Below are 19412 nucleotides of genomic sequence, written 5' to 3'. Positions count from 1 at the left end.
GTAGACAGGGACGGGGGCGGGTAAATCAGGGGGCCCATGAATGGCAAAGACGATCAAGACGATGGAGGATTTCTCCGCCTTTGTCGGCTTGTCCCGCACGACGGTTTCCAAATATTTCAACGATCCCGGCTCGGTGAGGAGAAACACACGCAGCGCCATCGAGGCGGCGCTGAAGAAGTCCGACTTCCGGCCGTCGATGTTCGCCGTCAATCTCAACCGCCGCCGCAGCAACATACTGGGCGTCATCATCCCGAATTCGGCCGATCCGTTCTACATGGCGCTGACGCGCCGCATCGAACTGATCGCCAACGAGGCCGGCTTCCTGGCGTTCGTGCTGTCCTCGGACGGGCGCGCCGAAATGGAAGACCAGGCGATCCAGACCTTCCGGTCGATGAACATAGCCGGCGCCATCATCGCGCCGCTCGGCGTGCAGTCGCATCACCGCATCCTGGCGGAGCTGGGGTCGAGCATTCCGCTGATCTATGTCGATTCACCGCTCGACGAGACCTCCTCCTTCGTCGGCACCGACAACAGGCAGAGTTTCAGGCTGATCGTCGACTATCTCTGCAGGTCCGGCGGGCCGCCCTGCTATTTCGCCATGCCGCTGGTCAACAACAATGCCTCGGCCCGGCAGGAGGCCTATGTCGAAGCGATGCGGCAGTTCAGGATGACGCCTGAAATCGTGCCCGTCACCGATGTCAGGTCATGGGACTTCGAGAAGTTCGGCTATGACGAAGCGCTTCGTATCCTGAAGGGGGAGGGCTTCCCGACCAGGACCGTGCTTTGCGCCAACGACCGTGTCGCTTTCGGCGTGCTGGGCGCGGCCTATCAGCTGGGCCTGAAGGTCGGCCACGGGGCGGACTGCGACCTCCGTGTCGCCGGGCATGACGACCATCCCTTGTCGCGCTATGCCTGTCCGCCGATCACCACGGTGGCGCAGAATTACAACGAGATCGGCCGCCTCGCCATCGAACTTCTCTTGGAGAGGCTCGACGACAACGCCCCGGCGGCGGCTCCGGGAAGCGGGCGGATCCTGCTCAACGCGGAGCTGATGCTGCGCAGCTCGGCCTGACCGGCGCTGCCCTGCATGGCCGATCCGCCCTCGCTTCACGACAATGTGAGCGGCCGGCCGGCTCTGTTTGCCGGCAAAAGCTCGGATTTTAGCAAATCGGTTTCAGCGGCCGTAAATCTTGCCGCCTAGTCCTCGGCGCAGTTCATCTGCCCGGGGGGATGCTCACGATGAAACCGATTGCAGTGCTTGGCGCCGGCATTGCCGGCCTGACCGCCGCGCTGGACCTCAACAGACGCGGCCTGCCCGTGATCGTCTTCGAGGCCGGCAAGTCGATCGGCGGCATGGCCTCGTCCTTCAAGGACGCCGATGGCTTTTCCTATGATTTCGGCGCCCATTTCGTCTCCAACCGGCTGGCCGACGAACTCGGCGCCGGCGGCGTCTGCCGCACTGTCAAGCATTATGGCGAGGCGGTGCATCTGCGCGGCAAATCCTACTCCTATCCGTTCGGGCTGATGCTGTCGCCGCGCTTCGCGGCGCCGGCGATCGCCGAGCGTTATCGCGAACGGCCGGTCTTTTCCGCCGCCGACTGGTTTCGCAAGAAATATGGCGAGACGCTGGCCGAGGAGGTCGCCATCCCGCTGGCGGAAGCCTGGTCGGGGGCGGCGGCCGACGAATTGTCGCCGGCGATCGGCCAGAAATTCGGGCCGCGCATCCTGAAGTCGCTCTATCTCAACGCGGCGGCCATCGTCACCAGGCGCGCGGTCTGCAACGGCTATTCGCACGAAATGCCCGAAAGCGCCGACGTCTATCACGTCTATCCCGAAGGCGGCATGTCGAAGCTGCTCGAACCCATGGCCAGCGAGGTCCGGCACCTGATCCGGCTGGAGTCGCCGGTCGAAAAAATCCTGGTCGAGGGCGAACAGGTCAGGGCGGTCCGGGTCAATGGCGAGGTGACCGAGGTTTCCGCCGTGGTCAGCACGGCGCCGGTCCATGTGCTGCCCCGGCTGGTCAGCGGCAGCGCCGCGCTGGAGCCGATGGCGGCCTTTCGCTACCGGCCGATGATCTTCGTCAATCTGCGCTTCACCGGCCGTGGCCTGCTGCCCGACACGATGCTTTGGGTGCCGGACCGCTCGCTGCCCTTCTTCAGGCTGACCGAGACGCCGATCTCGATGCCGTGGCTGGCGCCGCAGGGCAAGACGCTGATCACTTTCGACATCGGCTGCGAGGTCGGTGACGCCAACTGGGCGATGCCGGACGACAAGCTCGCCGAAGCCTGCCTCGACGGCATCTGCGCGCTTTACCCGCAGCTGCGCCGCCGCTTCATCAGCGCCGGCGGCGTCATCCGCACGCCGATCTCCTATCCGGTCTACCTCCTGAAATACGAGGAGCAGCGCCAGCGCTTCGCCACTTCCACCGGCATTGACGGCCTCTACAGCATCGGCCGCAACGGCGAATTCGCCCACAGCCTGATGGAAGACGTCTACTGGCGCACGCTGCGGCGCATGGCCGACGTCGCCGACTATGTCGGCAGGATGCCCGGGACGCTGCCCTTAGAGGCGGAAATCCAGCGTATGATGACCCCGTCCGGGCAAGAGCATATCCGCGCCGCCTGAGGCAGGGTTTCCGGCCGGATGACGAACCGTCCGGCAAGGCGGTGCCGGACAGCAAGGCGGGTTACCTCGCGATGGCCGGGTCTAGTGGCGATGAACTGATCCGCCCGAAACCAGTAAGCGAATGCCAAGGCCGACCATGATCAGCCCCGTAAACCGTTCCTGCCATGCAAGCAGGCTCGGCCATCGGGTCAACCACTGTCCGACCGTGCCGGATGCCATTGCGACAGACCCAAGGGACACGATGCCGGCAAGCTTCTGGATCGATCCCAGAACAAGAAGCTGCAACCAGACGGGGCCAACGCTGGGGTCAACGAATTGGGGCAGGAAGGCGAACATAAACAACAGCGACTTCGGATTGGTCAGGCTGTTGATCGCGCCGTCGCGCAAGGCTTTCCGGTCGGAAATGCGCGTTATCGACAGGCGCTTGCTCTTGTGACTGCCGAAGCTGGCCCAAATCATCCGAGCGCCGAGATACAGCATGTAAAGCGCGCCGGCCCATTGCAGCGCGACCAAGCCGGAAGGGTACGCTTGAAGCAGCGACGTGACGCCCAGCACCAGCAAGCCGACCTGAACGAGGCCGGCAAGAAAGACCATGCCGACAACAGTCAGGAACGCTATGCGTCGGCCCTGACCAATGCCGCGCGCAATCACCAGCATCATGTCGGGGCCGGGAGTGATTTCCAGCACGAGCAGAGCCGCAAGGAACGTCAGCAGGGTAGCAAGTGTCGGCACGGCGGGCGGCTTTCGTCTGGATTGGCTTCCCTATAGTCGATTTTGTGCGTGCTGTCCGATGATTGCGTCGCCACGAATTTGTGCTAAGCCGCCGCACGATCAATTTGAGGACGATAAAAGTGAGCGAACCGACCGTGGCCGAGGCGACCGACAACATCTATGCATCGCTGCGCGCCGACAATGCCGACCTCGACGCGCATATAGCGGCGCTGAAGGCAGCGCTGACGCGGGAGGGGATCAAGCAGGCGGTGTTCGACCCGGCCAAGCTGGCGCAGGGCAACCGCCAGGGCCGCAAGCTGATGCAGGCGTATTTTCGCCAGCGCGGGGTGAGTGTCGCGTTTTCGGAGTAGGGCATTCCGATGACCGCTTTGCGTCTCGTTTCGGCCGTTTAAGCGGCACCTTCGATTTCGTAGAAGCAGCCATTCAGACGGTCAGGCTGTCTATTCGCTTTTCTGTGTTTGAGGTGTGTTGCGAACAAACAATCTCACCGTGTCTTCGGGATTCTGCTCGGACCTGTATTCGGTGCCATGCTCGGAAAATTTCAGCTGAGTAAGCATTTCGCGCATGATGTCGTTGGAGGTTCGCGTCGTGGCAAACAAGGCGGAGTCTTTGGCGGCGGGTAGAAGATCATTGATAAGCCGGGTCATCTGACCTTTCTTGCGATGGGTGACATCGAGAAATATCCAGCCGAGCTCATAAGGATAGGCTGCAGGGTCTAGCTGGCTGCTGGCCTTCTTGAAGACCTTGGCTCGATAGCTCGCTGCTGGTTTCTTTAATGCCGCTGTCCCTACAAAGGCATTGTCATAGATTACGAATCCGAGCCGGAAGGCGCGTTTGGCACGATCACGAATTCCATCGGCCACCTCACCGCCATCGGCGACTTTTGCTGCGAACTGATCAAGTTCGTCATCGCTGCAAGCCTCGGAGGCCTTGACGACAATTTGGTACTTCTTGTCTCGTTCGGTGTCATGCACATGTCTAACCGCAATTTGTAGGAGCTGCTTGGCATCCTCGTCTGTGATGTCACTATCTTCGGGGTGTTCTCCCTTGTACGTAAGTTGCCCCCCGGCGACGACGTGCGCAAAAAGACCTTCGTCGTCCCTGATCTCTTTGATGCGCCCGTTGACGTATTGCAAGCGGGTCCTTTTTCGGACCGGGTCCTCCCGCTTGTCCTGTCGAAAAAGTGCGCGCAGGCGAGAGTTCGCATTGTCAGTGTCTATGGTCAGCTTTCCGACCAGACCTTGAATGCGAGCCAAGGTGCTTTCCGTGTCACCTAGCTGAGAGTCGGCCCAGCCAAGCTGATCGGACATACTCCTGATACTGCTGTCGAGCGACGACTCAAGACTGCTCAGTTCGTCCGTGATGCGCTCCGCTGCCACCTCGAACCGCGCCGCAAACGCGCTTGCTTCGCTGTCCAGGAAAAGCCGAAGCAACTCGCTCGGATGTAAAGGGCGGTTTCGGGAACCGTCTCGGCGGCAGTACACGCCCTTTGGCGTACAATGCGGTTTGGTCTGGCTCGGTGGAACCTCCACCCTGAGAATGGGCTTGTCATCTAGGTTTTCGATATAGACATCAATCGAGACCGGCGGGATGCAACTGACTGCTTTGTTCAATACTTGAAGGACGGTGGCATCGCTGACATCGCAACCACGCACGACGCCGATTTGGGCCTTGTCGACAACCTGCTCATCAACGCCTGCTAGTATTTGTCCACCGGCCTCCGAGTTGGCAAAGGCAACGAGGTCATCTGCACTAATTCCGTCGGGTAGACGCTTGAAATCCGACCGCACGCTTTCGCCTTCGGCAAGAAGTTCACGCGTGAGCTTGCTCAGATTTTTGATGCGCTTTTTGATCGCCATCGCTCGTCGACCTTATTTGGAAAAAGCCTCTATAGGAATCCGCCTCCAAGCTCAAACTGCTACGTTAGTCCTGTCTGCTTTTTCTTCCAGACGGCAAACACTCCTTTCTACTTTCGCCTTCACCTTGGTCCTCGAAATCGCTCTTCGAACGTTGACCAGTCCTCAAGTAGGACCAGTCCATTTTTCGGCCCCATTGTTACCCGGTACTACTTGCCCAACTGGATCGAACACCCCACCCCAAACCCCTACCGATCCACCATAGCCATCCCCCGCTCGCCATAGCGCGGCCCTGAGACCTTCCCCGGCGCCAGTGCCTCGTCCAGCGCGGCCATGTCGGCGGCATCCAGCTTCAGCGAGGCGGCGGCGACATTCTCCTCGAGATATTTCCTGCGCTTGGTGCCGGGGATCGGCACGATGTCGATGCCGAAGCCGTTGCCTTTTTCGATGAGCCAGGCCAGCGCGATCTGGCCGGGCTTGACGCCTCGGGCGGCCGCGATGTCGCGCACGGTGCCGGCTGCCTCGACATTGGCGTCGTAGTTGGCGCCCTGGTAGCGCGGGTCGTTGCGGCGGTAGTCGCCTTCGGGGTAGTCCTCGGCGCGCTTGACGTCGCCGGTCAGGAAGCCACGGCCGAGCGGCGAGAAGGGGACGAGGCCGATGCCGAGTTCGCCGAGCAGCGGGATGATCTCCGGCTCCAGATTGCGCTCCCACAGCGAGTATTCGCTCTGCAGCGCCGAGACGGGGAAGGCGGCATGCGCCCGGCGGATGTTGGAGGCGCCCGCCTCCGACAGGCCGAAGAAGCGCACCTTGCCTTCGTCGACAAGCCTGCCGACGGCGCCGGCGACATCTTCCATCGGCACGGCGGGGTCGACACGGTGCTGGTAGAGCAGGTCGATATGGTCGGTGGCGAGCCGGCCGAGCGAGGCTTCCACCACCTCCCTTATATGGTCCGGCCGGCTGTCGACGCCGTCGCGCTGCTTGCCGTTCTCGATGCGGAAGCCGAATTTGGTTGCGATGGTCACCTCGTCGCGCCGGCCTTTCAGCGCCCGGCCCAGCAGCGCCTCGTTGGTGTGCGGGCCGTAGACCTCGGCGGTGTCGAGGAAGGTGCAGCCGAGCTCGATGGCGCGGTGCAGCGTGGCGATGGATTCGGCCTCGTCGGCCGGGCCATAGTGCTGGCTCATGCCCATGCAGCCGAGGCCGATGGCCGAGACCTGCAGCCCCTGGCTGCCGAGCTTGCGTGTTTTCAGGGTCATTGCGGCGCTCTCCGGTTGGGACCTGGAGGACTATATAAGGCGCGCTCGCGATTCCCACAGCCGCCCGGCACTGTCCTTGCGTCGCAATGTCAGCAGCCCGCGCTCACATGTTCGAAGCGACGTCGCGAGCCGATACCGGCTTTGGTTTATGTGGCGGCCTTTGTCTTGCCGTGCGGTGGGAGAGAACGGGGGCTGTCTTGATCGTCGGTATTGCGGCCGGAGCTTGCGCCTTGCGGCGCCGGAGCCAGCTGGCGGACATTTCTGCAAGTAGACTGCGCAGGTTTTTCACGGCATCCTCCCTTTCAAAAACGATCCGTAACTTCCCAGGATCGGACTCGTTCCGCGCTGCAAACGGCGCACCCGCGGGCAAGGCGTTTAACCGATGGAGCCGCCTGGCGAAGTGAGATCGGCGGTACAAGAAGTAAGGCAATCGTCGCTTCGCTGTCGCGCTCAGCAAAGCCACGATGACAATGCGCGCGTGTCCCGGGTCGCGACCATGGCTTCCTTACCGGGCTGGGCTTTGCCCTACTGGAGCGGGGCAGGCCGCGGAAGGTCGGGCAGGGCGATCGCGGTATCCTCTACCAGGACATTGTCGAGCAAAGCCGGGCCATCGACCGGCAAGGAAAGGCCATCGAACTCGATGGCCGCGCCGACAAGCTGGGCTGCCTGCATGACCAGGGATTCGATGTCTTCCAGCGCGACATTTTCCTCGATATTTGCGAGCCGCACCTCTTCGGCAACCGTGCTGATCTTGACGATGCCATTGATCTGAAAGGATTTCAGCGTCAGCGCCGCGACGTCGTTGCGCAGCTTGTTGGAGCAGTCAGGTCTCATAGCGACCTCCCGGAGGTTATTTTTTTTTCCCCCACCATGCGCCACAAATCCTCGCATGGCAAGGTTTTTCTCAAAAAACTAAAATAAAATCAATAAGTTAGTAGAGTTATGCTCATGCGCACACAGTGTTTCCTCCGCCTTGTGTGCCTGATGCCCCCTTTGCCCACAAACAGGCCTTGACGTGTTGTCGGTCTCTTCCTAACTCTATGAGTAATTAGACAAATACTAATTTGATGGCGCGCAAGCGTGGAGATCGCTCGATGGCCGAGCTCGAACGTCCCGAAAGGTTGCAGATCATGCTCTCGGCCGACGAGTTGAGGGCGCTCGAGAACTGGCGTTATGACAAGCGCATGCCAAGCCGCTCCGCCGCCGTTCGCGAGTTGCTGCGGCGCGGCCTGCTGGCCGAAGGATTTCTCTCCGCCGAACAGGGCATCAAGTCGCAGGATTTCGGCATGCTGACGCCGGACCGATCGCCCGGCAAGACGTCCGACGAGGAATGAACGCTTCCGTCCTGTTTTATTGCCGGTCGGGGCGATTGCCTTGGGACGGACGTACTCTAGTTCGGGCGGCATGACGGTGGCTGGGGAAGAGCAGAGACTGGATGCGTCCGCCGATGGGCGGCTCGCGGCAATCGTGGATTCCTCCTTCGACGCCATCATCAGCAAGGATCTGAACAGCATCATCCGCACCTGGAACCTGGCGGCCGAGCGCATGTTCGGCTACAGCGCCGAGGAGGCCGTGGGGCAGTCGATCCTCATGCTCATCCCCGATCCCCTCAAGGGCGAGGAGGTCGGGATCATCGGCCGGATCCGCAATGGCGAGCGGGTGGCGAGCTATGAGACCACAAGGCAGCGCAAGGACGGCTCGCTGATTGCCGTGTCGCTGACGGTGTCGCCGATCAAGAACGCCAATGGCGAGATCGTCGGCGCCTCCAAGATCGCCCGCGACATTTCCGCGGCCAAGGAGAGTGAGCGCCGCATCAGGCTGCTGATGCGCGAGGTCAACCATCGCGTCAAGAACCAGTTTGCGGTCATCCTGTCGATGGTCCGGGAGACGAGCAAGCGCTCCAGCGATCCGCGCGAGTTCGAGGAACTGATCCGTGCCCGCATCATGGCGCTGTCGCGCTCGCATGATCTGCTGGTCACCTCGGAATGGGCGGGGGCGAGCCTGTTCGACCTGATCCAGGAGCATCTGAAGCCGTTCGGCCGTGAAGAGCAGATCCTGCTGTCGGGGCCGGTGCTCACGCTGCAGTCGAACGCGGTGCAGAATCTGGGCATGGCTTTCCATGAACTGGGCACCAACGCGTCCAAATATGGCGCGCTGCGCGGCGAGGGCGGCCGGGTCGAGATCACCTGGAAGATCGGCGCCGACGCGTCCGGCGGGCGTGAGTTCCAGCTGACGTGGGAGGAAAAATCCGCTCCCTATCCGGAAGACCGGCGCGACGAAACCGCGCGAAAAGGGTTTGGCACCGTCGTGCTGCAGCGCGTGGCGCCCCAGTCGCTCGGCGGGTCGGCGACGCTGGAACGGTCGCCCGGCCGTCTCAACTGGCGCCTGGTGGCGCCGCTGGCGTCGATCAGCGTGCCGCAGGCCGGCGCCGAGGCCGACGAGGATGCGGCGGTGGGATTCGGCATTTAGCGGATACGCCCGTCGGCGACCCGCGTCGGGCGTTGCTGTCGGCGACTTTCGATCAGACTCTACTCGACCAGTATATGCGCCTCGCGCGCGGCCTCGACAAAAGCCTCCCTGGCGATGTCGGAGGTCACGTCGCCGTTCGTTGCCCGGCGGCAGGCGCGCAATGCGGACTGGTGTTTCGGGCTGCCTGCATCACGCCAATGCGTGGTGAGCAGGTCGATGGCCTGCTGTGTGTTGGACAGGTTGCGGGTGGCTCCGGAGACGCCGACCGAGACCACCACGGGCTTGGAGAACCATGCGGTCTGCATTGGAACCTCGACCATGTTGCAGCCATGAAACGCATATGGCCGCGCAAGGTTTCGCCGGCGCCGATCACTGTAGCGTGAGGCTCCGGTCCTTCCCGGCGAGCTTTGCCGCTAGAGGATGCTGGTCGTCACCTCGACTATGATCGCCGCGCCTTCAACTCCGTCGCTGGGAACGTGGACGACGCGCGACACCCGCAGATCCTGTGCGCTGCCGTCGACCGCGAGCGAAACGCTTTCGCCGATCCGGGGCACCGCCTGAAACACGGCATTGGTGGCGTCCGGCCGGTTGTCGATGGATACGCGGCAGTTGACGGTCATAAGATTTCTCCCTGCTGGCTGGCCATGCCCCGTTGGTCAACGCGGGGCCGACGAAATGGTTTCAGGAAGCGCGGCGTCGAAAAACCGGCATGGTTTGCCGGAGGCTGGTTCCCGCTCATGGGCTCGAACCACGATTCACGCCTTCAAAGGGCGCTGTCCTACCATTAGACGAAGCGGGAAGCAGGATGGTTATGACGGCGGGGCGCGGGACCGTCAATTCGGCAAACCGCCGTCAATTCCCGAACCTTGCCGTCAATTGGCGAAATGCCCTCAACCCGGGAACCTGTAGATCGGCTCCTCGCAGCGATAGACCGGGCAGGTCCCGTCGCGGGACGGGATGTAGGCCGACATCGGCACTTCAGGCCAGTCGCATTCATGGCCGAACTGCCTGACATAACGGTCATAGGTGTTCGGGCCGGTCGTCAGCACCACGGCGCGATGGCTCTGGATCATGGCTTGTACCTGGGCACAGCTCATGGAGCGGCTGTCGGGCCGTGCGTCGGCGACGACGGTCGCCGCAAGGATGGCGCCGGCGGTGACGAGCAAGGTGGGTATGCGATTTGACATTCGGGTGGTGAACATGGCGGCTTCTCTTGTCTGCGCGCAATCGCGCTGATCTATTGTCCCACATAACCCGCATCCTGTCGCGGTTCCGCGACGTGCGCGGGGCGCCGCTGGGCGCGCAACCAAATCGCGCGTCGTGCATTGCTGGGCATGGACGGCAGAAAACCCTACGAAACCCCGCAATGGTGGCCCGGAAACGAGGGCCGCGAAGCCATGTGCTGCTCGTTCTGCGGCGGCCGCGACCACCGCTACGAGGAGTGTCCGCGAAAGGACGGGGCGGTCGCCAGGCCGGACCAACCGGGTGACATCGAGTTTCAGCCGGACTGACCGGCCTTCGAACCGTCACCGGTTCGGAGCAGGGATGCCGTTAGGAAAATATACACCATATCGCGTCAAACAAGGTTGTTGGGGCATGATGCCCTGGCTCGGGTTCCCGGCCGCCGTTCGATGTGGAACGCGTCCGGCCGGCGAGGCCAGGCATGCCAATAGCGCCAGTCAACAGTTCGGCTCTGTTCATCCTGCAACAAGCCCGCGGCACGGGCGGAGCGGCGGACGATGGTCCCGCCGGAATAACAGACGTCACGGGCTTTGCCGGCAACTCCGCCGGTTCTCCCTTCACCCAGGTGCGGGCGAAGATTTCCGATGCCATGTTCAGCGTCAACAATGTCGATGCGACGGAAATGAAGGTCAGGCTGATCGAGCGCCTGGGCGAGGAGTTCGGCATCAAGCGAAGCGACTACAAGTCGATGACGCAGTACAGCGCCGACATCAAACGGGCCGTCGATGCCCTGAAGGCCAAGCCCGGCTCGGCGCTGGCCATCACCGCGATCGAAAAGAAGCTCGGCCTGGACAAGCTCGGCGTTACGCTCGACGACCTGGTCGACGCGGCCGTCGACCCCAACGGCAGGGCCAGTGAAAAGCTCGACGCGGCGCTCAGGAAACAGGCGGGCGACGCGAGCAAGGGCACGGCGGGTCCGCTGCGTCTGGACGAGATCGGAATCTACGGCCGCTGAGGCAGATTGCAGGCCGCTACATCCTCATCTTGCCGCCGCCCGCCGATCTCCGGCCGCGCATTCCGGCGCCGGTGCGCGGGGTTCGGATATCTGGCGGGATGAAAATCGGGGCGCAAAATGAAACCGGCGAACGCTGGCGTTCGCCGGTCGTCGAGGCTGATTAGAACTCCACGCCGAGCCTGGCCTTGAAGCCGTTGTCGCTGGAGCCGTTGCCGAACTGGCCGGAATAGGTCAGGCCAAGCGTCGCCTTGCCGGTGACCGCGAAATCGAGGCCGGCCTCGATGACCGCCGCATCGCGGGCGATCGGGGTGCCGGCGATCGAGAACGCGTCGCTGCCCGAAAAGGCCAGCGTCGAGGTCGGGGTCACGTCGCCGAAGGCGTGACGCCAGCCAAGCGTGCCGCGTGCCGTGACGGGGACACCGCTCAACGAGAAGTCGGTCGAAGCCCTGATGCCCAGCGTGCTGAAGGTGGTGTCGGTGTTGGAAGCCGATGCCGTCAGCGCCGCGGCGCCGCCGGTTTCGGTGAAGCCGTCCGTGTGCAGGTTGACATAGGCGAGATTGGCGAAGGGCTCGAACGCGGCCTGCTGCGTGTCGATGCGATAGCCCGCCTCGCCATAGACCTGCGCGGTGCCGGCATCGTAGTTCGCCGTCAGCGCATCGGCAAAGCCGGGCAGGCCGACGGTGCGTCCGGTCTCGATGCGGTGCCAGCTGTATGCGGCGCCGCCGCGCAGGCCGAAGGCGCCCCACTGGCCGCCGCCATAGACGCCCAGATGATAGTTGTCGCTGGAGCCGGAAGAGGCGCGGTCATCGGCGTGGAAGGACGAATGGCTGTAGCCGGTGAGCACGCCCAGGCGCCAGGCGTCGCCGATGGCGCCGTCGCCGCCGGCGATGAAACCGCCGGTGGAGCGGTCGAGGCCGGCGGCATTGCCGTCGCCCTTGATGGTGGCCCAGGAGCCGAAGGCCTGGCCCCAGACGACGAAGCGGCTGCTGTTGGCGGCGACCAGTTCCGGGCCGCCCTCGCCATAGGCCATGACCGGGATCGACGCGGTGGCGACACCGTCGATGGCGGAGCGGACACGGTTGGTGGCGGCGTCCATGATGTAGTGGGCGTCCTGGACGAACATGCCCTTCAGCGAGGCCTGCGCCTCACCGGAGATGGCGTCCAGCGCCAGGCGGGCTTGTTCCTCGTCGCTGAGCAGCAGGATCGCGAGCCCCAGCGGATTGCCGGTGCCGAGCTGGTCGACGGCTTCGCCCACGGAGCGCTGGTTGGCCGTGTCGGCGACGTCGCCGACGGAAAGGTCGTTCCGCGACAGGCTGAGGGTGACATCGTTGCCGTCGCCGCCGGCATAGTCGATGGTTTCGTCGAGGAACAGGAGATTGTTCTGGATCGAGGCGAAGGTGCCGGTGACAGTGCCCGCGCTCTGCTTGTCGATGATCGTGAACGGTCCGCTGAGCGGGTTCCAGCTCGCGGCCGTGGCGGGTGACAGCGACAGTTTCAGCGTCGCGCCGGTAATGTCGACCGTGCCGCCGACGGTCAGCTTGTCACTGGCCGTGGGCGAACCTTCGATCTCGAGAATACCATGGTTGGCATAATCACCGCTGACCGTCTGGGCGGGCGTTATCGGCGTGCCGCTGGCGTCGCCGATGACGTGCTTGCCGCCCGACAGGATGGTGACGTCGCCGCCGATCGTGCCCGAGCCGCCGAGGCTGGCTCCGGACTTGACCTGGACATCGCCGCCCAGCTTGCCGACGCCCTTGACGCCGACGATCAGCGAGCCGGACGAAACGGTGGTGCTGCCGGTGAAGCCGGAGCTGTCGCCGGTCAGGGTCAGCGAATTGCTGCCGGCCTGCTCGATGGTGCCGGAGCCGCTAAGGACACCCCGCCATTGCTGCTGACCCGTGAGGTTGTAAATGAGCGCGCCTGAATTGGAGATGCCGCCGGGATTGACCCCGCCGAGCAAGCCGGTGGTGCCGCCGTCGCCGAATTGCAAGGTGCTGCCGGAGGCAATGACGGCGCCGTTGCCGCTGTTTGAGCCCGTCAGAATGATCTTGCCGCCGCCGCTTACCGTTACCAGGCCGGTTTTCGGTCCGGTGAGATTGCCGGCATAGGTCAATTCATCCGACCGGTTGAAGGCCAGCGTGCCATAGTTGGTGACACTGCCGACGATGGAGCCGGTGGTTCCGCCGTCGCCGATCTGGAGCGTGGCGCCGCTGAAAATGCCGACGCCGCCGGTGAAGTCGTTTTCACCGGTCAGGATCTGCGTGCCGGTGCTGACGCTCATGCCGCCTGTGCCATGAATGGCGCCGGAGAACGTGCCCGATGCTGCGCTGAGCATGAGCGAGGTTGCGCCGAGCTCGACCGTGCCGCTGCCGGTCAGCGCCTTGATGTTCGCGCCCGTCGCGGCGGAGACGTCGAACGTGCCGTTCACCTCGACGCCGCTCGACTTGTCGACACGGCCATTGCCGGTCAGGGCCAGCGTTGCGCCGCTGTCGATGGTCGTCTTGCCCGTGAAGGTGTTCATCCCGTCGAGCTTCTGCGTGCCGCCGGCGATGGTGAGGCTGCCCGCGCCGTCGATGATGTTGACGAAATTGCCGGATGCCGCGGTGATGGTCAGGGTCCTGGATCCCAGCACGACCTTGCCGCCGCCGGTCAGCGTCTTGATCGAGGCGCCGCTGGTCGTGGCCGAGATGTCCAGCGTGCCGCTGGCCTGGACGCTGCTCGATGCGGCGATGCTGCCGGAACCCGACAAGGCCAGCGTCGTGCCGGCGCCGATCACGGTCGCGCCGGTATAAGTGTTTGATCCGCTGAGCGTCTGCGAGCCGCCATTGATCGAAAGGCCGCCGCCGGTGCCGCTCATGACGCCGGCATAGTCGCCCGAGGCGGCGGTGATCGTCAGCGTCTTGGATCCCAGCACCACATCGCCTGTCCCGGTCAGCGTCTGCACCGAGGCGCCGGTGGTGGTGGCGGAGATATCGAAAATACCGGTGACGGAAACGCCGCTGGAGCTCGCAATGCTGCCGGAGCCCGAAAGCGCCAGCTTGCCGGCGCTGATGGTGGTGGCGCCGGTGTAGGTGTTGATGCCGGAGAGCGTCAGCGTGGCGGCGCCATTCTGCGTCACCGTTGCGCCCGCGCCGCCAAGGATGGTGTTTATGGACTGGTTGGCGGAGGACGTGTTGGTCAGGCCGGCAGTCGTACTGAAGTTCACCGTGCCGCCTGATATGCTGTAGGAATTCGGGCCGGAAATGGACCAGCTGTCCGGCGTCACGGTTCCCGTGACGACAACCGTATAGGGGCCGGGGCCCTCGAACACGGCCGTGGATCCGGCACTCGTCGGCGCCGACTGGGTGCTCCAGTTGTTGGCGGTGCCGTATGCGTTGTCCGTGGGCGTGGATCCAAGACCACCCCAGATCGCATCCACAGCATGGGCAGGAGATGAAATGGTGAGCGCTGCGCCCGCCAGAGCGGTGCTTGCCAGCAAGGCGACGATCTTGCGCTCGCCTTTCGAGCGCGTCTTGCCAAGAAAATTCATGCCAACAAAATTCATGCCAAAATTCATGAAAAATACCCCACCCTCTTGCCGGACGACCCTTCACGGTCGACGCGACGAACCAGCCTGCCGCAACGACAGGCGCCCAAGATTTGCAGCCGTACCTTGATGAAGCGATATGCGCCCGGGCGGTCCCGACTGGCCTTACGGCCAAGAACGGCAACCACCGGAAAAGCTAAGCACCCCGAACCAAGACCCCCAAAGGCCGAGACTTTTATTGCTTCAAATTTCCGTGAGCGCAACCCCAAACCGAGCCCAGGGCGCGATTCTGGTTGGACCAGATTTTTGTAAATTAGGAATCTCTCATATCTTATTGAAATCGAGTCGAAATCTGCCTGCCGGTTTGCCGGCGAACCAGATGCCTGGAGGCGGAGAAACGGCTGGTTCCGCCGGCCCGACAGGCACTGCTTGCACGGCCGCGGCTTGTGATTTCAGGCGCTGTGGGGGCGGCCCGGCAAGGCCTGATTTGACCAGCTGTCGCCGATTTCAAGCCTCGTGCGGGAACTGTCCCGGTGCGGCCACGTTGGGAACGTCAGCGCTCAGGGGACCAAGATGGAACAGCTCGTCGAGGAATTCGGCCATCCCACCTACACGTCGTTTCCGGTCATCGCGGCGCGGCTGTTACTGGCGACGCTTTATGGAGCGGTCATCGGTTTCGAACGCGAGTGGCGCAATCGCCCGGCCGGGTTGCGCACCCATATTCTCATCTGCGTGGCGGCAGCCACTTTCGGCATACTGACGATCGAGATCATCCACGCGCCGATGTTCGCGCAGTCGTCTGTCAAGGTCGATCCGATCCGGGTGGTCGAGGCGGTTACGGCTGGTGTCGCCTTCCTCGCCGCCGGCTCGATCCTGTTTTCACGCGGCGAGGTCCAGGGGCTGACGACCGGCGCGGGCATGTGGCTGGCCGGCGCGATCGGTGTCGCCTGCGGCCTGGGACTTTGGCAGGTAGCCGGTCTTGCCACGCTGATCGTGCTCACCGTGGCCGGATTGCTGCATCGCTTCCAACTTCCGGTCGAGGTCGGCGAGGAGGGCCAGAAAGCGTCCAAACCGGCTTCCGCCAGGAAACCGCGTGGCTAGGCTCCGTCACGGCGATTCGGCTCGGAGAGTTTTGGCCGACAACCTTTTCGGCCCGCTGGCGTTGACCCTGTGAAGGGAATTCGCCGCCACCGCGGCCGCTCGAGAAAGGAAGCCGAGATGAAACCTCTCGCCATTGCATCATGCGCCTTGATCCTGTCGCTGACAGGGCCGGCGCTGGCCCAGACGGATCAGCAAGAGGCCCGGCCGGCGGACAAATGCCGCGTCCAGACCGATCAGGGCGGCAAGCAGCAGCCCGGTGGCGGCGATCTCAGCGAAAAGCTCAATGATTGCGGCGGTGTGTTGAAGCCGCCGGCGACCGGCGACCAGGGCATGGCGGCGCCCGCGCCCGACCAAGGCAACACGCCTGTCATCAAGCCGGGGCAGGTGCCTGCCCAACCGCCCAAGCAGTAGGCCCGGTTGTCAGCCCAATCGCCGGGCCGTGGAACCCGGCATCGTGGGAAACGTTTTGTTTACGAATTGAATTCGCAAGGACGGGACCCGTGAGAGACATCGCCAGCACCGCCACTTTTCTTGCTTCGATCGCTATCGTGATAGCCTTGATGTTGATGGCGCCGAAGAGCTTCGGGTTTGAAGCCTCGCACCCGATCGTGGATGGGGACCTGCCCGCCAAATAGCGGGACTGGGATCACAATCAGGTCCAACGAGAAAAAGCCAGGCGATCCGGCCGCCTGGCTTTTCCTTTGGTCATTTCAGGGATCAGGGCTGATTGGAATTGGGCGGGAACGCTCCGCTTCAGCGAACCAGGACACCGGCATGATCGCAGAGCGCTGTGAATGCCTCCTGGGCCTGAGCCGCGGCCTGGCTGTTCTCCAGCGCCGCTTCGACCTTTTCGCGGGCGGTCTGGTAGAACGGACCGCGTTTTGCGTGCGGCCAGTCTATGAGGATCTGGTTGGCGTCCTCAAGGGTGGCCACGTCGCGGATCGCGGCCGAGCCGTGCGGTCTGATGCGGATCGGCGCCGATAACGTCGAAGCGGTCATCAGCTTTCCGTTACTGCAGGATGCGCGCTTCGCGGGCGGCATGGATCATCGCCTGCATGGCTTTTTCCGGCGGCGCCCAACCATCCAGGGCGTCGCGGCAGCTGCGCAAGGCCGCCCGGTACTCGCGGCCCTGGCCGGCCGGCCAGTCATCAAGGCACTCCAGTCCTTCCCAGGCGCTGCGCACGATGCGCTCCCGCTCAGGCGCGAATTTCAGCCGGATCGGTCGGGGAAACATCTTGTCGTTCAACGGTCGTCTCCATGATGGGGGCGCCGGATAACGTCGTTGGCAGGGCAGGGTTCCGCCCCCGAAAGATCATTTTCAATCGCCGGGAGCAGCGTCCGAAAGAGACCCTGGCTGGGCCGGGTCGGCACTTTCCTGCGCCGGACGGTCCCGTTCGAACTGTTCGGCGCCGGGCAAGGCATGAAGCCACGGTTCGCGCCGGATGATCCACAATTCATAGTCCGGCACGAGGTCGGTCGGGACCACGTCGAGGCTGCCGAGCATCACCTCGGCCTCCTTGTCGTCGACCCAGGCGACGCGGCTGCCGCAGGTCGGGCAGAAGCTGCGCGTGCCGTAGCTGGCGACCTCGCCCGAAGTCTCGAACGCGGCGCGCGGCCACATGGCGAAGGCTGAATAGACCGAGCCGCCGGCCTTGCGGCAATCCTTGCAATGGCAGAGACCGACCCGCGTCGGCTGCCCGGTGACGACAAAATGCACGCCGCCGCACAGGCAACTGCCGGTCCTGCGATTGGTGTCGGACATGATGGTGCCGGACATGGGTGCGGCCCTCCATTGTCGCCGATTCTGGTTCGCCGGTAGCCTCGCTCCGCGGGGAGTATATGTCGGCGGCGGTTGTCAGTCTGGCATGCCACGGGCCGGGCGGGACAGATGCTCGTCCGCTATTTCGCTGGCCAGGGTTCGAAATCGGGAATGACATGCCGCGCCCCCGTGGCAGGGGCGCAAAGCTGGTTGTCAGGCCTGGGGATGGAGAGGTTCGGCGTCGTGGCTGGTGGCTTCGCCGCATTCGGCACAGGGGGCGCTGGCGCCCGGGCAGCCGCGTTGATGCGTGCCGGCCGGGCAGCAGAGGCCGTTGGAGCTTGTCCAGCGCGGGCAGTGGAACACCTGCCCCGTGCCGCCGCAACCGCTGCACTCCAGCACCGGTGACCGGACCAGATAGGACTTCGTCCCCAATCTGACGCTCGCGCCCAATTCCTAGCCCACCCATATCGTGCACAGACATAGCTGTGCATTAGCCCCAGCTAACAATAGCACGATCAGGGTTACGGACAAGTTTCGCGATCATTAAAGATTCGTAAGAAGGACGGTCGGAAAGGCGTGCCGAGCGAGCTTCGCCTCAGGCCGGCTTCAGCCTTTTGGCCGACAGATACATGAGGGCCGTCGCCGCTTGCACGCGGTCCCAGCCCGCGGCCTCGACCTTGTCGAGCAGGGCCTCGAGATGAGGCAAGAGCATGTCCCGGCAATCCTGCTCATAGGCGGCGCCAGTCACCGGATGTTGCGGCGCGCCGATGCTCAAGCTCTTGGCCATGCCTGATTCCCCCCTCCTGGAAGTCGCAACACTATACCATCAGCCGGCAAACGACGAAAAACTTCACCGGCATGTCGGATGCGCGTCGGGCGACACGTCCTTGGGGCATATGAAACCGGAGAACCCCCGATGTCGTCGCAAATCGCTCAATCGCCGTGGCAGACCACGGCTCTTCTCGTCGCCCGCCTGATCTTCGCTGCTGTCTTCCTGATGGCGGTGACCTTCAAATTCCTGGGCATGGAGGCTACCGCCGGCTTCATCGCCGCCGCCGGCTTTCCGTTCCCGCTGTTTCTTGCCTGGTGCGCGGCAATCCTGGAGGTGGCGCTGGTGCTGTGCTTCCTGAGCGGCGCCTTCTTCACGCAGGCGGCTCTCGTCGCGGCGGCCTATGTGCTGTTCCTGGCCTTCGCCTTCCACGGGCCCAGCCACTGGGCCGGCAACCAGGCCGAGTTCGGGTTCTTCGTCGACCATTTCTCGTTCCTGGCCGGACTGCTGTTTGCCGCCGTCCATGGACCGGGAAGGGCGCTGGCGCTGAACCTGGGATGGCCAGGTCGAGCGTGAGTTCGAACGGGATAACTGCTGCGTGTTCGACCCGAGCGTGAGGGCCGAAACGGCGATGGCGAACGGGGCCATCCAGGGACCTCCGGGCCTAAGTCGGTATCCCCTCACATCTGGTCGTTGTAGGGTTCCTTCATCTGGCCGACCATGCGGGCCAGCTTCGAAAAGGAAGGCATGTCCGCTTCCGGCTGGCACTGGTTGGCGAGTTCCAGCAGCCGTATCGGGAAGTTGACGGCGTCGCGGCTCGATGCCGACATGCCGCCGGATCGCTCCTCGCCGGTTTCCGAGGCTTCCGCCTTGCGCAGTGCGATGTCGATCTCCTCCGTCGTCAGCACGCCCTTGCGCACCAGGACATGGTTGATCGAGGCGACGGCCATCAGCAGGCCTTCGAGTTGCAGATTGGCGACGTTCATGGGTGGTTCTCCCTCATTGATCGCAGAAGAAACGCGTCAGCGCCGTTTCCGATCCGAAGCCGGGGCAAAGCGCGCCGCGTCAGATCCTGTCGGCGAACAGCAGGACCAGTATGACGGTGATGGTGAAGGCGCCAGGAAC

24 protein-coding genes and 1 tRNA gene are annotated in these 19412 nt (G+C 63.5%); 11 read left to right on the top strand and 14 right to left on the bottom strand.

Translation table 11 applies throughout. The features are described from left to right. The first annotated feature begins 61 nt into the window (after nucleotides 1–61). Nucleotides 62–1072, top strand: a complete 1011-nt coding sequence (locus tag J0I79_RS13715) for a LacI family DNA-binding transcriptional regulator (protein WP_292859142.1) — start codon at nucleotides 62–64, stop codon at nucleotides 1070–1072. Nucleotides 1073–1239: 167 nt separating this feature from the next. Further along, nucleotides 1240–2625 (top strand): FAD-dependent oxidoreductase, encoded by a 1386-nt coding sequence (locus J0I79_RS13710; protein ID WP_292859098.1) that lies wholly within the window; start codon nucleotides 1240–1242, stop codon nucleotides 2623–2625. Between the two features lie 81 nt (nucleotides 2626–2706). On the opposite strand, the gene J0I79_RS13705 is transcribed toward J0I79_RS13710, so the two are convergent. Further along, a complete protein-coding gene (locus tag J0I79_RS13705) occupies nucleotides 2707–3357 on the bottom strand; it encodes a LysE family translocator (RefSeq protein WP_292859096.1) in 651 nt (216 codons plus the stop codon). A 119-nt stretch (nucleotides 3358–3476) separates the two neighbouring features. Between J0I79_RS13705 and J0I79_RS13700 the strand changes: the two genes are divergently transcribed. Beyond that, nucleotides 3477–3707 (top strand): hypothetical protein, encoded by a 231-nt coding sequence (locus tag J0I79_RS13700; RefSeq protein WP_292859094.1) that lies wholly within the window; start codon nucleotides 3477–3479, stop codon nucleotides 3705–3707. A gap of 90 nt (nucleotides 3708–3797) precedes the next feature. Here J0I79_RS13700 and J0I79_RS13695 read toward each other — a convergent pair whose 3' ends face one another. From J0I79_RS13695 to J0I79_RS13685, 3 genes are all read right to left on the bottom strand, one after another. Continuing rightward, complete coding sequence (locus tag J0I79_RS13695; protein ID WP_292859092.1) at nucleotides 3798–5216, bottom strand: ATP-binding protein; 1419 nt, start codon at nucleotides 5214–5216, stop codon at nucleotides 3798–3800. Nucleotides 5217–5461: 245 nt separating this feature from the next. Next, the gene (locus tag J0I79_RS13690) at nucleotides 5462–6466 is read right to left on the bottom strand and encodes an aldo/keto reductase (RefSeq protein WP_292859090.1); all 1005 of its coding nucleotides are present in this window, start codon (nucleotides 6464–6466) and stop codon (nucleotides 5462–5464) included. 525 nt (nucleotides 6467–6991) lie between these two features. Beyond that, nucleotides 6992–7300, bottom strand: a complete 309-nt coding sequence (locus tag J0I79_RS13685; RefSeq protein WP_292859088.1) for a hypothetical protein — start codon at nucleotides 7298–7300, stop codon at nucleotides 6992–6994. A gap of 260 nt (nucleotides 7301–7560) precedes the next feature. On the opposite strand from J0I79_RS13685, the gene J0I79_RS13680 reads away from it, so the two are divergent. Next, complete coding sequence (locus J0I79_RS13680; protein WP_292859086.1) at nucleotides 7561–7800, top strand: hypothetical protein; 240 nt, start codon at nucleotides 7561–7563, stop codon at nucleotides 7798–7800. A gap of 70 nt (nucleotides 7801–7870) precedes the next feature. Continuing rightward, nucleotides 7871–8935, top strand: coding sequence for a PAS domain S-box protein (locus J0I79_RS13675; RefSeq protein ID WP_292859139.1), 1065 nt, complete (start codon nucleotides 7871–7873; stop codon nucleotides 8933–8935). Between the two features lie 59 nt (nucleotides 8936–8994). On the opposite strand, the gene J0I79_RS13670 is transcribed toward J0I79_RS13675, so the two are convergent. From J0I79_RS13670 to J0I79_RS13655, 4 genes are all read right to left on the bottom strand, one after another. After that, nucleotides 8995–9240, bottom strand: a complete 246-nt coding sequence (locus J0I79_RS13670; RefSeq protein WP_292859084.1) for a DUF982 domain-containing protein — start codon at nucleotides 9238–9240, stop codon at nucleotides 8995–8997. A gap of 108 nt (nucleotides 9241–9348) precedes the next feature. Next, complete coding sequence (locus tag J0I79_RS13665) at nucleotides 9349–9555, bottom strand: hypothetical protein (protein ID WP_292859082.1); 207 nt, start codon at nucleotides 9553–9555, stop codon at nucleotides 9349–9351. A 105-nt stretch (nucleotides 9556–9660) separates the two neighbouring features. Continuing rightward, nucleotides 9661–9734, bottom strand: a tRNA-Gln gene (locus J0I79_RS13660). A 91-nt stretch (nucleotides 9735–9825) separates the two neighbouring features. Next, nucleotides 9826–10122: a hypothetical protein gene (locus tag J0I79_RS13655; RefSeq protein WP_292859137.1), complete on the bottom strand. Its 297-nt coding sequence runs from the start codon at nucleotides 10120–10122 to the stop codon at nucleotides 9826–9828. A gap of 147 nt (nucleotides 10123–10269) precedes the next feature. Here J0I79_RS13655 and J0I79_RS13650 point away from each other — a divergent pair, with 147 nt between their 5' ends. Next, a complete protein-coding gene (locus J0I79_RS13650) occupies nucleotides 10270–10446 on the top strand; it encodes a hypothetical protein (RefSeq protein WP_292859080.1) in 177 nt (58 codons plus the stop codon). A gap of 152 nt (nucleotides 10447–10598) precedes the next feature. Further along, nucleotides 10599–11132, top strand: a complete 534-nt coding sequence (locus tag J0I79_RS13645; RefSeq protein WP_292859077.1) for a hypothetical protein — start codon at nucleotides 10599–10601, stop codon at nucleotides 11130–11132. A 160-nt stretch (nucleotides 11133–11292) separates the two neighbouring features. Here J0I79_RS13645 and J0I79_RS13640 read toward each other — a convergent pair whose 3' ends face one another. Then, nucleotides 11293–14676, bottom strand: coding sequence for an autotransporter domain-containing protein (locus J0I79_RS13640; protein WP_292859074.1), 3384 nt, complete (start codon nucleotides 14674–14676; stop codon nucleotides 11293–11295). Between the two features lie 555 nt (nucleotides 14677–15231). Here J0I79_RS13640 and J0I79_RS13635 point away from each other — a divergent pair. From J0I79_RS13635 to J0I79_RS13625, 3 genes are all read left to right on the top strand, one after another. Then, nucleotides 15232–15759 carry an MgtC/SapB family protein gene (locus tag J0I79_RS13635; RefSeq protein ID WP_292859071.1) on the top strand — a complete coding sequence of 176 codons (528 nt, stop codon included), beginning with the start codon at nucleotides 15232–15234 and terminating at the stop codon, nucleotides 15757–15759. A 117-nt stretch (nucleotides 15760–15876) separates the two neighbouring features. Then, nucleotides 15877–16170 (top strand): hypothetical protein, encoded by a 294-nt coding sequence (locus tag J0I79_RS13630; RefSeq protein WP_292859068.1) that lies wholly within the window; start codon nucleotides 15877–15879, stop codon nucleotides 16168–16170. 89 nt (nucleotides 16171–16259) lie between these two features. Further along, nucleotides 16260–16394 (top strand): hypothetical protein, encoded by a 135-nt coding sequence (locus J0I79_RS13625; protein ID WP_269750924.1) that lies wholly within the window; start codon nucleotides 16260–16262, stop codon nucleotides 16392–16394. Between the two features lie 118 nt (nucleotides 16395–16512). On the opposite strand, the gene J0I79_RS13620 is transcribed toward J0I79_RS13625, so the two are convergent. The 4 genes from J0I79_RS13620 to J0I79_RS13605 all read right to left on the bottom strand — a co-directional run bounded on the left by J0I79_RS13620 (nucleotide 16513) and on the right by J0I79_RS13605 (nucleotide 18305). After that, nucleotides 16513–16758, bottom strand: a complete 246-nt coding sequence (locus J0I79_RS13620) for a DUF982 domain-containing protein (protein ID WP_292859060.1) — start codon at nucleotides 16756–16758, stop codon at nucleotides 16513–16515. 10 nt (nucleotides 16759–16768) lie between these two features. Next, entirely contained in the window at nucleotides 16769–17005 is a 237-nt protein-coding gene (locus J0I79_RS13615) for a DUF982 domain-containing protein (protein ID WP_292859057.1), read from the bottom strand. Between the two features lie 72 nt (nucleotides 17006–17077). Next, entirely contained in the window at nucleotides 17078–17521 is a 444-nt protein-coding gene (locus J0I79_RS13610; protein WP_292859134.1) for a GFA family protein, read from the bottom strand. A 592-nt stretch (nucleotides 17522–18113) separates the two neighbouring features. Beyond that, on the bottom strand, nucleotides 18114–18305 hold the full coding sequence (locus J0I79_RS13605) for a hypothetical protein (RefSeq protein ID WP_292859054.1): 192 nt from the start codon (nucleotides 18303–18305) through the stop codon (nucleotides 18114–18116). 129 nt (nucleotides 18306–18434) lie between these two features. Here J0I79_RS13605 and J0I79_RS13600 point away from each other — a divergent pair, with 129 nt between their 5' ends. Further along, nucleotides 18435–18863, top strand: coding sequence for a DoxX family protein (locus J0I79_RS13600; RefSeq protein WP_292859051.1), 429 nt, complete (start codon nucleotides 18435–18437; stop codon nucleotides 18861–18863). A gap of 104 nt (nucleotides 18864–18967) precedes the next feature. On the opposite strand, the gene J0I79_RS13595 is transcribed toward J0I79_RS13600, so the two are convergent. After that, nucleotides 18968–19273, bottom strand: coding sequence for a hypothetical protein (locus tag J0I79_RS13595; protein WP_292859048.1), 306 nt, complete (start codon nucleotides 19271–19273; stop codon nucleotides 18968–18970). Nucleotides 19274–19412: the final 139 nt, after the last annotated feature.

The sequence above is a fragment of the Mesorhizobium sp. genome (assembly GCF_017306585.1).
Lineage (GTDB): Bacteria > Pseudomonadota > Alphaproteobacteria > Rhizobiales > Rhizobiaceae > Mesorhizobium.
Note: the sequence above shows the minus strand (reverse complement) of the source record. Positions and strands in the feature narration are given on the sequence as shown.

Bases quoted from the DNA above. Each gene is read 5' to 3' on its own strand.
- J0I79_RS13630 (WP_292859068.1), top strand. From the start codon at position 15,877: ATGAAACCTCTCGCCATTGCATCATGCGCCTTGATCCTGTCGCTGACA.
- J0I79_RS13710 (WP_292859098.1), top strand. From the start codon at position 1,240: ATGAAACCGATTGCAGTGCTTGGCGCCGGCATTGCCGGCCTGACCGCC.
- J0I79_RS13650 (WP_292859080.1), top strand. From the start codon at position 10,270: ATGGACGGCAGAAAACCCTACGAAACCCCGCAATGGTGGCCCGGAAAC.
- J0I79_RS13715 (WP_292859142.1), top strand. From the start codon at position 62: ATGGAGGATTTCTCCGCCTTTGTCGGCTTGTCCCGCACGACGGTTTCC.
- J0I79_RS13645 (WP_292859077.1), top strand. From the start codon at position 10,599: ATGCCAATAGCGCCAGTCAACAGTTCGGCTCTGTTCATCCTGCAACAA.
- J0I79_RS13680 (WP_292859086.1), top strand. From the start codon at position 7,561: ATGGCCGAGCTCGAACGTCCCGAAAGGTTGCAGATCATGCTCTCGGCC.
- J0I79_RS13675 (WP_292859139.1), top strand. From the start codon at position 7,871: ATGACGGTGGCTGGGGAAGAGCAGAGACTGGATGCGTCCGCCGATGGG.
- J0I79_RS13665 (WP_292859082.1), bottom strand. From the start codon at position 9,555: ATGACCGTCAACTGCCGCGTATCCATCGACAACCGGCCGGACGCCACC.
- J0I79_RS13600 (WP_292859051.1), top strand. From the start codon at position 18,435: ATGTCGTCGCAAATCGCTCAATCGCCGTGGCAGACCACGGCTCTTCTC.
- J0I79_RS13685 (WP_292859088.1), bottom strand. From the start codon at position 7,300: ATGAGACCTGACTGCTCCAACAAGCTGCGCAACGACGTCGCGGCGCTG.
- J0I79_RS13670 (WP_292859084.1), bottom strand. From the start codon at position 9,240: ATGCAGACCGCATGGTTCTCCAAGCCCGTGGTGGTCTCGGTCGGCGTC.
- J0I79_RS13635 (WP_292859071.1), top strand. From the start codon at position 15,232: ATGGAACAGCTCGTCGAGGAATTCGGCCATCCCACCTACACGTCGTTT.
- J0I79_RS13655 (WP_292859137.1), bottom strand. From the start codon at position 10,122: ATGTCAAATCGCATACCCACCTTGCTCGTCACCGCCGGCGCCATCCTT.
- J0I79_RS13605 (WP_292859054.1), bottom strand. From the start codon at position 18,305: ATGGCCAAGAGCTTGAGCATCGGCGCGCCGCAACATCCGGTGACTGGC.
- J0I79_RS13610 (WP_292859134.1), bottom strand. From the start codon at position 17,521: ATGTCCGACACCAATCGCAGGACCGGCAGTTGCCTGTGCGGCGGCGTG.
- J0I79_RS13640 (WP_292859074.1), bottom strand. From the start codon at position 14,676: ATGAATTTTGTTGGCATGAATTTTCTTGGCAAGACGCGCTCGAAAGGC.
- J0I79_RS13620 (WP_292859060.1), bottom strand. From the start codon at position 16,758: ATGACCGCTTCGACGTTATCGGCGCCGATCCGCATCAGACCGCACGGC.
- J0I79_RS13695 (WP_292859092.1), bottom strand. From the start codon at position 5,216: ATGGCGATCAAAAAGCGCATCAAAAATCTGAGCAAGCTCACGCGTGAA.
- J0I79_RS13690 (WP_292859090.1), bottom strand. From the start codon at position 6,466: ATGACCCTGAAAACACGCAAGCTCGGCAGCCAGGGGCTGCAGGTCTCG.
- J0I79_RS13595 (WP_292859048.1), bottom strand. From the start codon at position 19,273: ATGAACGTCGCCAATCTGCAACTCGAAGGCCTGCTGATGGCCGTCGCC.